Here is a 12,534-nt window from a genome sequence, read left to right on the forward strand (position 1 = left end):
CGGCCCGGTCCTTGAGGATTCCAGAAAAAACGCTCCCGGCCTGTCGGGCGACAGGGCGGGAGCGCATCAGTGACGGCCCGGGGGCTTAGTCGGCAGCCGCGTCAGGAGCAGCACCTTCCGTCACGGAGGCTTCGGCAGAGGCCTCCATTTCAGCGGCTTCCGCTTCGGCAATGGCGCGGCGCTCGGCGTCGTCCATGGCGTCCTTGGCCTTGCGGGCCTGGTGATAGGCCATGCCCGTGCCTGCCGGAATCAGGCGACCCACGATCACGTTTTCCTTCAGGCCACGCAGCTCGTCGCGCTTGCCCATGATGGCAGCCTCGGTGAGCACGCGGGTCGTTTCCTGGAAGGAAGCGGCCGAGATGAACGAGTCGGTAGACAGCGATGCCTTCGTGATACCCAAAAGCAGATTGCTGTAGGTAGCGGGGATCTTGCCCACTGCCTGCAGTGCATCGTTGGTGTTGAGGATCTCGGAGCGCTCGACCTGTTCACCACCGATGTAGTTCGACTCACCAACGTTCTCGACCACGACGCGGCGCAGCATCTGGCGAACGATCACCTCGATGTGCTTGTCGTTGATCTTCACGCCCTGCAAGCGGTACACGTCCTGCACTTCATCGACGATGTAGCGAGACAGCTCTTCGATACCCAGCAAACGCAGGATGTCCTGCGGGTCGGCCGGGCCGTCCACAATCGATTCGCCCTTGTTCACCACCTGGCCTTCGTGCACCAGGATGTTCTTTTCCTTGGGCACGAGTTCTTCGAACACATGGCCTTCGGGATCGGTGATCTGCAGGCGGACCTTGCCCTTGGTTTCCTTGCCGAACGACACAGTACCGGTCATCTCGGCCAGCGTGCCCTTGTCCTTGGGCGTACGGGCTTCGAACAGCTCGGCCACACGCGGCAGACCGCCGGTAATGTCGCGGGTCTTTTGACCTTCGACCGGGATACGGGCCAGCACTTCGCCGGGACCCACATCCTGACCGTCGCGCACCTGGATCAGCGCGCCGACCTGGAAGCCGATGGTCACCGAGTGGTCGGTGCCAGGGATCTTCACTTCGTTGCCCTGGGCATCGATCAGCTTCACCTGCGGGCGCACCACCTTGGCGGCGCCACGGCGCTTCGGATCGATCACCACCAGCGTGGACAGACCGGTCACTTCGTCGACCTGCTTGGCCACCGTCAGGCCTTCTTCGACGTTCTCGAACTTGGTCTGACCGGCAAACTCGGTGATGATGGGTCGCGTCAGCGGATCCCAGTTGGCGAGGATGGTGCCAGCCTTGATGGTCTGGTCGGCCTTCACCGTCAGCGTGGCGCCGTAAGGCACCTTGTGGCGCTCACGCTCGCGGCCATGCTCGTCCTGGATGATGATCTCACCCGAACGTGCAATCACCACCAGCTCGCCCTTGGTGTTGCTCACATAGCGCATCGTGGCGTTGAAGCCGATCACGCCGTTGGACTTGGCTTCCACGCTCGACGCGATGGCGGCACGCGAAGCGGCACCACCAATGTGGAACGTACGCATGGTCAGCTGGGTGCCGGGTTCGCCGATGGACTGGGCAGCGATCACACCCACGGCTTCGCCGAGGTTGATCAGGCCGCCACGGCCCAGGTCGCGGCCATAGCACTTGGCGCACAGGCCGTAGCGGGTTTCGCAGGTCAGTGCCGTGCGCACCTTCACCTCGTCCACACCGGCGATTTCGAGCCCTTCGATGATGTCTTCGTCGAGCATGACGCCCGCCTGGACCAGCACCGAACGGTTTTCGGGGTGCAACACGTCTTCCGCCGCCGTGCGGCCCAGGATGCGGTCGCGCAGCGATTCGATCACTTCACCGCCCTCGACAATGGCGCGCATCAGCGAACCGTTGGCCGTGCCGCAATCTTCTTCGGTCACGACCAGATCCTGCGTCACGTCCACCAGACGACGGGTCAGATAACCCGAGTTGGCCGTCTTCAGCGCCGTATCGGCCAGACCCTTACGGGCACCGTGGGTGGAGATAAAGTACTCCAGCACGTTCAGACCTTCGCGGAAGTTCGCGGTAATGGGCGTTTCGATGATCGAGCCGTCTGGCTTGGCCATCAGACCCCGCATACCGGCCACTTGACGGATCTGGGCAGCAGAACCGCGAGCGCCGGAGTCGGCCATCATGTAGATGGAGTTGAAGGACTCCTGAGAGACTTCGTTTCCATGGCGGTCAATGACCTGCTCCTTGGAGAGCCGGGCCATCATCACCTTGGAAACTTCGTCACCGGCCTTGCCCCAGATGTCCACCACCTTGTTGTAGCGCTCACCAGCGGTGACCAGACCGGACACGTATTGCTGCTCGATCTCTTTCACTTCCTTCTCGGAGCGCTCGATGATGCCGGCTTTCTGAGGCGGCACCAGCATGTCGTCGATGGCAATCGAAATACCGGCGCGGGTGGCCAGACGGAAACCGTTTTGCAGCAGCTTGTCGGCGAACACCACCGTTTCCTTCAGACCGCACTTGCGGAAGGACACGTTGATGAGCTTGGAAATCTCCTTCTTCTTGAGCGCCTTGTTCATGTTAGAGAACGGCAGGCCCTTGGGAAGAATTTCGGACAGCAGTGCACGGCCCACAGTGGTTTCCACCAGCGAGGTCGATGGCACGAATTCGCCGGTTTCCTTGTTTTTCGTCCACTCGGTCATGCGCACGGTGATCCGGGCGGCCAGCTCCACTTCGCCAGCGTCCAGCGCACGTTGCACCTCGCCCGTATCGGCGAACACCAGGCCTTCACCCTTGCCGTTGATGCGGTCGCGGGTGGCGTAATACAGGCCCAGCACCACGTCCTGCGAGGGAACGATGGAAGGCTCGCCCGACGCGGGGAACAGCACGTTGTTGGAGGCCAGCATCAGCGTGCGGGCTTCCATCTGCGCTTCCACCGACAGCGGTACGTGAACAGCCATCTGGTCACCGTCGAAGTCGGCGTTGAAGGCCGCGCAAACGAGGGGGTGCAGCTGGATGGCCTTGCCTTCGATCAGGATGGGCTCAAAGGCCTGGATGCCCAAACGGTGCAGCGTAGGCGCACGGTTCAGCATCACGGGGTGTTCCTTGATGACCTCTTCCAGGATGTCCCACACCACGGGGGTGCCGGATTCGACTTCCTTCTTGGCGGCCTTGATCGTCGTCGCGATGCCCATGGCTTCGAGGCGCGAGAAGATGAAAGGCTTGAACAGCTCCAGCGCCATCAGCTTGGGCAGACCGCACTGGTGCAGCTTGAGCGTTGGGCCCACGGTAATCACGGAACGACCAGAGTAGTCCACGCGCTTGCCCAGCAAGTTCTGGCGGAAGCGACCCGACTTACCCTTGATCATGTCGGCCAGGGACTTCAGAGCACGCTTGTTGGCGCCGGTCATGGCCTTGCCACGGCGGCCGTTGTCCAGCAGCGAATCAACAGCCTCTTGCAGCATCCGCTTTTCGTTGCGCGCGATGATTTCAGGGGCCTTCAGCTCCAGCAGACGGCGCAGACGCGAGTTGCGGTTGATGACGCGGCGGTACAGGTCGTTCAGGTCAGACGTGGCGAAGCGGCCACCGTCCAGGGGCACCAGCGGACGCAGGTCCGGGGGCAACACGGGCAGCACTTCCAGCACCATCCACTCGGGCTTGATGCCCGACTTCTTGAACGCTTCCAGCACCTTCAGGCGCTTGGCGTTCTTCTTGACCTTGACTTCGGAGCCGGTCAGGTCGCCGCGCAGGCGCTCGATCGACAGGTCGATGTCGATGGATTCCAGCAGGTCCTTGATACCTTCCGCGCCCATCTTGGCCACGAACTCGTCGCCGTATTCCTTGCGCTTGGCGTCGTAGTCGTCCTCGGACATGATGCTGAACTTCTTCAGCGGGGTCATGCCGGGGTCGGTCACCACGTAGGCTTCAAAGTACAGCACGCGTTCGATGTCGCGCAGCGTCATGTCCAGCACCAGGCCCAGACGCGATGGCAGCGACTTCAGGAACCAGATGTGGGCGCAAGGCGCGGCCAGATCGATGTGGCCCATGCGCTCGCGGCGCACCTTGGTCTGTGTGACTTCAACGCCGCACTTCTCGCAGATCACGCCGCGGTGCTTCAGGCGCTTGTACTTGCCGCACAGGCATTCGTAGTCCTTGATGGGACCAAAAATCTTGGCGCAGAACAGGCCGTCGCGCTCGGGCTTGAACGTACGGTAGTTGATGGTTTCGGGCTTCTTCACTTCACCGAAAGACCACGAACGGATCTTCTCGGGCGAGGCCATGCCGATGCGGATGGCGTCAAAGTGCTCATCCGGCGTGAATTGCTTGAACAGGTCGAGTAGCGATTTCATGTGACTCTTTCCTTTTCGTCAAAAATCATAGCTACCAGCGCTTGATACACGGGGCTTTGGATGCTTAAACATACGCAAATCCTTTATCAATAAGCGCTAGCAGCTCACTTTTTTAATAATCCCGATCCTGTTCAGGAGCGTTCGAGTTCGATGTCCAGGCCCAGGGAACGAATTTCCTTGACCAGCACATTGAACGATTCCGGCATGCCGGCTTCGATGGCGTGTTCGCCCTTGACGATGGACTCGTACACCTTGGTACGGCCCACCACGTCGTCGGACTTCACGGTCAGCATTTCCTGCAGCACGTAGGCGGCGCCGTACGCTTCCAGCGCCCACACTTCCATTTCCCCGAAACGCTGGCCACCGAACTGCGCCTTACCACCCAGCGGCTGCTGCGTGACGAGCGAGTAAGGACCCGTGGAGCGGGCGTGCATCTTGTCGTCCACCAAGTGGTGCAGCTTCAGGTAATGCATGTAGCCGATGGTCGTGGGACGCTCGAAGCGGTCACCCGTGCGGCCGTCGTGCAGATAGGCTTGCGTGCGGGTAGGCGTCAGGCCCTTGCGTTCGGCGATGTCATCAGGGTATGCAATCTTCAGCATGTCCTTGATTTCTTCTTCCGAAGCACCGTCGAACACTGGCGTTGCATAAGGCACGCCGGCGGTCAGGTTCTGCGCCATGGCCAGCAGGTCTTCGTCCGACAGCTGCGACAGGTCTTCCTTGCGGCCACGCGAGTTGTAGACCTCTTCCAGGAAGGCGCGCAGTTCAGAAGCCTTGGCTTCTTGCTGCAGCATGTCGCCAATGCGCTGACCAATGCCCTTGCCAGCCCAGCCCAAGTGGACTTCCAGCACCTGACCAATGTTCATCCGCGAAGGCACGCCCAGCGGGTTCAGAACGATGTCGGCAGGCGTGCCGTCGGCCATGTAAGGCATGTCTTCAACGGGAACGATCTTGGAGACCACACCCTTGTTACCGTGGCGGCCGGCCATCTTGTCACCAGGTTGCAGGCGGCGCTTGACGGCCAGGTACACCTTGACCATCTTCAGCACGCCAGCAGGCAGCTCGTCGCCTTGCGTGAGCTTCTTGCGCTTTTCTTCAAAAGCCAGGTCGAAGCTGTGGCGGGTTTGCTCCAGAGCGTTCTTGATGGATTCGAGCTGGGTCGCGACTTCGTCTTCGGCAGGACGGATGTCGAACCAGTGGAACTTCTCAACCGAGGCCAGGTAGCCCTTGTCGATCTTCGTGCCCTTGGCCAGCTTCTGTGGGCCGCCGTTGGCCACGCGGCCGGTCAGCAGCTTTTCGATACGGTCAAACGCATCGGCTTCCACAATGCGCAGCTGGTCGTTCAGGTCCAGGCGGAAGCGCTTGAGTTCATCGTCGATGATCTGCTGGGCGCGCTTGTCGCGCTGGATGCCTTCGCGGGTGAACACCTGCACGTCGATCACGGTGCCCGACGAGCCCTGGTCCACGCGCAGCGAGGTGTCCTTCACGTCCGAAGCCTTCTCGCCGAAGATGGCACGCAGCAGCTTCTCTTCAGGCGTGAGCGTGGTCTCGCCCTTGGGCGTGACCTTGCCCACCAGCGTATCGCCGGGCTGCACTTCGGCACCCACGTAGATGATGCCGGACTCGTCCAAACGGTTCAGTTGCTGCTCAGACAGGTTAGGGATATCGCGCGTGATTTCTTCGGCGCCCAGCTTAGTGTCGCGCGCCATAACCACCAGCTCCTCGATGTGGATCGAGGTGTAGCGGTCTTCGGAGACCACGCGTTCGGAGATCAGGATCGAGTCTTCGAAGTTGTAGCCGTTCCAGGGCATGAAGGCGATCAGCATGTTCTGGCCAATGGCGATTTCGCCGAAGTCCGTCGATGCACCGTCGGCAATCACATCGCCCTTGACCAGCTTGTCGCCCTTCTTGACGATGGGACGCTGGTGAATGTTGGTGTTCTGGTTGGAACGCTGGTACTTGATGAGGTTGTAGATGTCCACACCGACTTCACCCGCCAGTGCTTCTGCGTCATTGACACGAACCACGATACGCGTCGCATCGACGTAATCCACAATGCCGCCACGGGTCGCGGTGACCACAGTGCCAGAGTCCACAGCAGCCACGCGCTCGATGCCCGTGCCAACCAGCGGCTTTTCAGGGCGCAGCACAGGCACAGCCTGGCGGGACATGTTGGCGCCCATCAGTGCGCGGTTTGCATCGTCGTGCTCCAGGAACGGAACCAGCGAGGCAGCAACCGACACGATCTGCGCAGGCGACACGTCCATGTACTGCACGCGGTCGGCACCACACAAAATGGATTCACCCTTTTCGCGAGCAGACACCAACTCACCCGTCAGACGGCCGTCCTTGTCGAGCACGGCATTGGCCTGCGCGATCACGTACTTGCCTTCTTCGATGGCCGAAAGGTAATCGATGTCGTTGGTGACCTTGCCATCCACCACGCGGCGATACGGGGTTTCAATGAAACCGTATTCGTTCAGACGCGCATACAGTGCCAGCGAGTTGATCAGACCAATGTTTGGGCCTTCTGGCGTTTCGATAGGGCACACGCGTCCGTAGTGGGTCACGTGCACGTCACGCACCTCAAAGCCTGCACGTTCCCGCGTCAGACCACCTGGGCCCAGGGCAGACACGCGGCGCTTGTGCGTGATTTCAGCCAACGGGTTGGTCTGGTCCATGAACTGCGACAGCTGCGAGGCACCGAAGAACTCCTTCAGTGCGGCCGAGATGGGCTTGCTGTTGATCAGATCGTGGGGCATGAGCGGCTCTTGCTCTGCCTGGCCCAGACGTTCTTTCACAGCCTTTTCAATACGAGCCAAACCGGTGCGGTACTGGTTTTCGGCCAGCTCACCCACGCAACGCACGCGGCGGTTGCCCAGGTGATCAATGTCATCGACTTCTCCATTGCCATTGCGCAGATCCACCAGGATCTTGACCACGGCCAGGATGTCCTCGTTGGACAGCACCATGGGACCGGTGGACTCGCCGCGACCGATCTTGGCGTTGAACTTCATGCGGCCCACGCGCGACAGGTCGTAAGTGTCGGGGTTGTAGAACAGGCGCTGGAACAGGGCCTGTACAGCGTCTTCCGTAGGCGGCTCGCCAGGACGCATCATGCGGTAGATGGCCACGCGGGCAGCGAATTCGTCCACCGTCTCGTCGATGCGCAGGGTCTGCGACATGTACGCACCCTGATCTAGTTCATTGGTGTAGATGCATTGGACATCCTGTACACCCGAGCTGCGCAGCTTTTTGAGCAGTGCTTCGGTCAACTCTTCATTCGCCTTGGCAATGATTTCGCCAGTGTCCGCATCCACGATGTTGCGGGCCACGACGCGGCCGATCAGGAAGTCTTCCGGCACGCTGATGTGCGTGGTGCCCGACTGCTCGAGTTCGCGCGTGTGGCGTGCGGTGACACGCTTGTCCTTGGCCACGACCACTTTGCCGGATTTGTCGGTAATGTCAAAACGGGCCACTTCGCCACGCAGACGCTCGGACACAAACTCCATTTGTGCGCCGCTGTCCATCAGGCGGAAGTTGTCGTTGACGAAGAAGTTCGCCAGGATCGATTCGGGGTTCAGGCCGATGGCCTTCAGCAGGATGGTGACCGGCATCTTGCGACGACGGTCAACCCGGAAATACAAGATGTCCTTGGGATCGAACTCGAAATCGAGCCACGATCCGCGGTACGGAATGATGCGCGCCGAAAACAGCAACTTGCCCGAACTGTGGGTCTTGCCCTTGTCGTGCTCGAAGAACACACCGGGCGAACGGTGCAGCTGCGAGACGATCACGCGCTCGGTGCCATTGATGATGAACGAGCCTTTTTCGGTCATGAGCGGCACTTCGCCCATGTACACCTCTTGCTCCTTCACTTCCTTGACCACCTTGGACTGTGAGGTTGAAGACTCGCGGTCATAAATGATCAACTGAACCTTGGCCCGGACAGCGGACGCAAAAGTCAGACCGCGTGTCTGGCATTCACGCACATCGAATGCGGGTTTGGCAAGGTTGTACTCGATGAACTTCATCTCCACAAAACCGTTGTGGGAGACGATAGGAAAGGCAGCGTCGAATGCAGCCTGAAGGCCTTCGATGGTTCTTTTCTGGGGTGCTTTATCAGCCTGCAGGAAAGCGGTGTATGCGTCCTTCTGCATCTGCAGCAGATAAGGAACTTCGAGCACGCTATCGCGGGTGCCGAAACTTTTGCGAATTCGCTTGCGTTCGGTGTAGGAATAGGCCATGAGATCTCCGGGCAAAGACATGAGTCCTGGGTCTTCGACGACTGACCCGCAAGGAGATGCGTCCTTACGGGCTTGGCGGTTGGCCACTACCAACCATGGCGGACGGTGATGCGTTGCACATCACCCGAACCAAGGCGTCTTCTGCTGTCGGGGTTGTCAGAAGACACTCGAAAATCTGCTGCGCGTTTTCCGTCGACCTTGTGTCTTCGGGAAACCGTTCAACCTGGTTTTCGGGTGCACTCTGAAAGCACCAAAGGCTGGAGACCCGATAGGAGCACTCCAGCCCTTGAAGGAGACTGAATTACTTCAGTTCAGCCTTGGCGCCAGCTTCCACCAGCTTCTTGACTGCTGCTTCGGCATCAGCCTTGGCAATAGCTTCCTTGACGTTCTTCGGAGCGCCATCCACCAGGTCCTTGGCTTCCTTGAGGCCCAGGCCGGTGATTTCGCGAACTGCCTTGATGACGGACACCTTGTTGGCGCCAGCTTCGAGCAGCACAACGTTGAATTCGGTCTGCTCTTCGGCAGCAGCAGCAGCGCCGCCGCCACCAGCAGCAGGAGCGGCCATAGCGGCAGCGCTCACACCAAACTTCTCTTCAATGGCTTTTACCAGCTCATTGAGTTCCAGAACCGTCATGCTGTCCAGCGCGGTCAAAAATGCGTCTTTGTCGAATGCCATTTTGATTTCCTAACAAATTTGTTGGTTAACTGTCGGGCGCTTAAGCCGCGACAGGTTCGGCTGCCTGCTCGGCAGCGCCTTCGCTTTTCTTTGCCGCCAGCGCGCCCAGCACAACGGCCGTACGCGACATGGGGGACATGAGCAAGCCACACACCTGTGCCAGCAACACTTCCTTGGAAGGAATGTTGGCCAGTTGTTTGACGCCATTAACGTCCAAAGCCTTACCCCCGAAAGCGCCTGCGCGAATCACCAACTTGTCGTTGGTTTTTGCGAAGTCGGCCACCACCTTGGCAGCGGCCACTGCGTCTTCAGAGAAGCCATAGATCAACGGACCAGTCATCTGGTCAGCCACCACGTCAAACCCGGTTCCAGCTACAGCACGGCGAGCCAAAGTGTTCTTCAAAACACTCAAGTTGACACCTTTGCTGCGAGCATCGGCACGCAGTTTGGTCATGTCGGCGACCGTGATGCCACGGTATTCCGCGATCACAAGCGTTTGAGCTTTAGCGGCGAGGCTGGTCACTTCACTGATGACCGCTTCTTTCTCACTGCGATTAAGACTCAAGGTCTACTCCTTAAAATGCGCACTCGGCAGAATGCCTCGTGCGCGCTCTTGTTGCAGCGACCAACTGTTTAGGAAAATTTCCATCTGCAGCGGGATCGCCATCTGCGTTGGCGCCTTGTCTGGCTTTAAGCGCGACAACGTCGCGCACCAACGGTCTTGGATGGCCTGCGGCTCCCGAAGCAGCCCCAGCCCACCACATCAGGCCCACCCGAGGGCCGGCCCGAAGATTTTTTGCGATTACGCTGCGATGGTCTGTGTATCCACGCGGACGCCAAGTCCCATCGTGGAGGACACTGCCACCTTGCGCAGGTACACGCCCTTGCTGGTTGCGGGCTTGGCCTTGGACAGCGCGTCGATCAGAGCTGCCAGATTGCCTTGCAGTTTGTCGTTGTCGAACGAACGGCGACCGATCGTGCTGTGCACGATACCAGCCTTGTCAACACGGAATTGCACCTGACCAGCCTTGGCGTTCTTCACAGCCGTGGCGACGTCAGGGGTCACAGTTCCGACCTTGGGGTTTGGCATCAGGCCACGTGGACCCAGAATCTGACCCAAGGTACCCACAACGCGCATAGCGTCCGGAGCAGCAATCACCACATCGAAAGGCATGTCGCCAGCCTTCACCATGGCGGCCAGGTCGTCCATGCCTACAATGTCAGCACCAGCGGCCTTGGCTTCATCAGCCTTGGCACCTTGCGCAAACACCGCCACGCGGGTGGTCTTGCCAGTGCCGTTGGGCAGCACCACGGCGCCACGCACAACCTGGTCGGACTTCTTGGCGTCGATGCCCAACTGCACTGCCACATCAATAGACTCGTCGAACTTGGCGGTCGCCGCATCCTTGACGATCACGATGGCTTCAGCGAATGCGTACAGCTTGGTGCTGTCCACTTTACCCTGCTGGGCTTTTTGTTTTTTTGTCAGCTTGGCCATTTACAAACCCTCCACCGTCACGCCCATGGAGCGTGCAGAGCCAGCCAATGTACGGACAGCAGCGTCCACATTGGCGGCATTCATGTCTTTGAACTTGGTCTTGGCGATTTCCTCGAGCTGGGCGCGAGTGATCTTGCCGACCTTGGTGCTCAGTGCGTTTGGTGAACCTTTTTCCAGCTTGATGGCCTTCTTGATCAAAACCGTCGCAGGCGGCGTCTTGATGATGAAGGTGAAGCTCTTGTCAGCAAAGGCCGTAATGACCACCGGCAGCGGCAGGCCGGGCTCGACACCTTGGGTCTGCGCATTGAATGCCTTGCAGAACTCCATGATGTTGAGGCCGCGCTGACCGAGCGCAGGGCCAATGGGTGGGGATGGATTGGCCTTACCAGCTGGTACTTGCAGCTTGATAAAACCGACGATTTTTTTCGCCATGGTTTTCTCCTTGCGGGTAATAACGCCGAACTTGCTGATGCAAGAATAGGCTCCCCGGGGCTAACGACTCACAAATTGCATTCACACCGAGTCGGAAAGTGTGATGCCCAAAAATTCAACAAATCAGGTTTTTTCGACCTGCGAAAACTCTAACTCCACCGGCGTGGAGCGACCGAAAATCATCACGGAAACGCGCACTCGGCTCTTCTCGTAATTCACCTCTTCCACCGATCCATTGAAATCCGTGAAAGGGCCCTCCTTGACCCGAACCAACTCACCCGCCATGAACTCGACCTTGTGCCGGGGCTTGTCAGTGCCTTCCTGCATCTGGCTGACGATTTTCTGCACCTCTTCTTCAGAGATGGGAGCGGGGCGATTCTTCGCACCACCGACAAATCCAGTGACCTTGTTGGTGTGCTTGACCAAGTGCCAAGTGTCATCATCCATGACCATCTCGACGAACACATAACCAGGGAAAAGCCGACGCTCCGTTGTTTTGCGCTGGCCGTTCTTCATCTCGACCACCTCTTCGGTGGGCACCAAAATGCGACCAAACTTATCCTGCATTCCGGAGCGAGCAATGCGCTCGAGGATGTTGCGCTCAACTGCTTTTTCCATACCAGAATAAGCGTGGACAATGTACCAGCGCAAATCAGGATTGGAGGATGCAGCCCCACCAGGGGCATCCGCCCCAGTCAACTCCACAACGCTTGTCATGATTTTCTCCAGCCCAGAATCAGGTCGTAAAACACCCACTCAAGGGTCTTGTCGGTCAACCACAAGAACAGCGCCATGATCACGACAAATGCAAACACATAAGCCGTCATCTGAACGGTTTCTTTGCGCGTAGGCCATACCACCTTTTTGACTTCACGCCAAGCATCACGAGCGAAGGCGACAAACTGCCGCCCTGATTCTGAAACCAGAAATACGGCCGCAGCAACGACGAGGCCCACCAGCAACGCAGCCCATTGCACGATCGGACCTTGCTTGCCCAGCAAATAAAAGCCCGCCACGGAAGCAATGACCAAAGCCACGGCCGCAGCGAGCTTGGCCTTGTCCGCCCCGGTATTGACGGTTTCAACTTGTGTAGTGGCCATGTGTAAAATTCCTGCTTCGATTTCTGGCGTCGCCTAAGACGCCGAAGCCCGCCAATTCATGGCGGGCTTTTTTGACCACATTCAAGTGGCAGGGGCAGTAGGAATCGAACCTACAACCTTCGGTTTTGGAGACCGACGCTCTGCCAATTGAGCTATACCCCTATGAACACGCTTTAAGCAATGATCTTGGCCACGACGCCAGCGCCCACGGTGCGGCCGCCTTCACGGATGGCGAAGCGCAGGCCTTCTTCCATGGCGATGGGGTTGATCAG

At 59.0% G+C, this 12,534-nt stretch carries 8 protein-coding genes, 1 tRNA gene and 1 pseudogene; all 10 read right to left on the reverse strand.

The features are described 5' to 3' along the window. Positions 1-85: 85 nt before the first annotated feature. Positions 86-4,312: a DNA-directed RNA polymerase subunit beta' gene (gene rpoC, locus B7Y64_RS15310; protein WP_291329331.1), complete on the reverse strand. Its 4,227-nt coding sequence runs from the start codon at positions 4,310-4,312 to the stop codon at positions 86-88. A 131-nt stretch (positions 4,313-4,443) separates the two neighbouring features. Beyond that, positions 4,444-8,556 carry a DNA-directed RNA polymerase subunit beta gene (gene rpoB / locus B7Y64_RS15315; RefSeq protein ID WP_291327257.1) on the reverse strand — a complete coding sequence of 1,371 codons (4,113 nt, stop codon included), beginning with the start codon at positions 8,554-8,556 and terminating at the stop codon, positions 4,444-4,446. Positions 8,557-8,857: 301 nt separating this feature from the next. Beyond that, positions 8,858-9,232, reverse strand: a complete 375-nt coding sequence (gene rplL / locus B7Y64_RS15320) for a 50S ribosomal protein L7/L12 (RefSeq protein WP_024813810.1) — start codon at positions 9,230-9,232, stop codon at positions 8,858-8,860. A gap of 40 nt (positions 9,233-9,272) precedes the next feature. Beyond that, positions 9,273-9,797, reverse strand: coding sequence for a 50S ribosomal protein L10 (gene rplJ / locus B7Y64_RS15325; RefSeq protein ID WP_291327255.1), 525 nt, complete (start codon positions 9,795-9,797; stop codon positions 9,273-9,275). 237 nt (positions 9,798-10,034) lie between these two features. Beyond that, entirely contained in the window at positions 10,035-10,730 is a 696-nt protein-coding gene (rplA, locus tag B7Y64_RS15330) for a 50S ribosomal protein L1 (RefSeq protein WP_024813808.1), read from the reverse strand. After that, positions 10,731-11,162: a 50S ribosomal protein L11 gene (rplK, locus tag B7Y64_RS15335; protein WP_024813807.1), complete on the reverse strand. Its 432-nt coding sequence runs from the start codon at positions 11,160-11,162 to the stop codon at positions 10,731-10,733. Positions 11,163-11,285: 123 nt separating this feature from the next. Continuing rightward, positions 11,286-11,879 carry a transcription termination/antitermination protein NusG gene (gene nusG / locus B7Y64_RS15340; RefSeq protein WP_291327253.1) on the reverse strand — a complete coding sequence of 198 codons (594 nt, stop codon included), beginning with the start codon at positions 11,877-11,879 and terminating at the stop codon, positions 11,286-11,288. Beyond that, positions 11,876-12,262: a preprotein translocase subunit SecE gene (gene secE, locus B7Y64_RS15345; protein ID WP_111867197.1), complete on the reverse strand. Its 387-nt coding sequence runs from the start codon at positions 12,260-12,262 to the stop codon at positions 11,876-11,878. Before secE ends, nusG begins: the two co-directional genes overlap by 4 nt. An 86-nt stretch (positions 12,263-12,348) precedes the next feature. Next, a tRNA-Trp gene (locus tag B7Y64_RS15350) sits at positions 12,349-12,424 on the reverse strand. An 11-nt stretch (positions 12,425-12,435) separates the two neighbouring features. Next, positions 12,436-12,534: pseudogene (locus B7Y64_RS15355) on the reverse strand (elongation factor Tu); the annotation flags it as partial.

This window comes from Acidovorax sp. 35-64-16, from assembly GCF_002281195.1.
GTDB classification, from domain to species: Bacteria; Pseudomonadota; Gammaproteobacteria; order Burkholderiales; family Burkholderiaceae_C; genus Acidovorax; species Acidovorax defluvii.

Excerpts from the sequence above, each read along its gene's own strand:
- rplA (WP_024813808.1), bottom strand. The coding sequence starts at position 10,730 with ATGGCCAAGCTGACAAAAAAACAAAAAGCCCAGCAGGGTAAAGTGGAC.
- rplK (WP_024813807.1), bottom strand. The coding sequence starts at position 11,162 with ATGGCGAAAAAAATCGTCGGTTTTATCAAGCTGCAAGTACCAGCTGGT.
- secE (WP_111867197.1), bottom strand. The coding sequence starts at position 12,262 with ATGGCCACTACACAAGTTGAAACCGTCAATACCGGGGCGGACAAGGCC.
- rplL (WP_024813810.1), bottom strand. The coding sequence starts at position 9,232 with ATGGCATTCGACAAAGACGCATTTTTGACCGCGCTGGACAGCATGACG.
- nusG (WP_291327253.1), bottom strand. The coding sequence starts at position 11,879 with ATGACAAGCGTTGTGGAGTTGACTGGGGCGGATGCCCCTGGTGGGGCT.
- rpoC (WP_291329331.1), bottom strand. The coding sequence starts at position 4,312 with ATGAAATCGCTACTCGACCTGTTCAAGCAATTCACGCCGGATGAGCAC.
- rpoB (WP_291327257.1), bottom strand. The coding sequence starts at position 8,556 with ATGGCCTATTCCTACACCGAACGCAAGCGAATTCGCAAAAGTTTCGGC.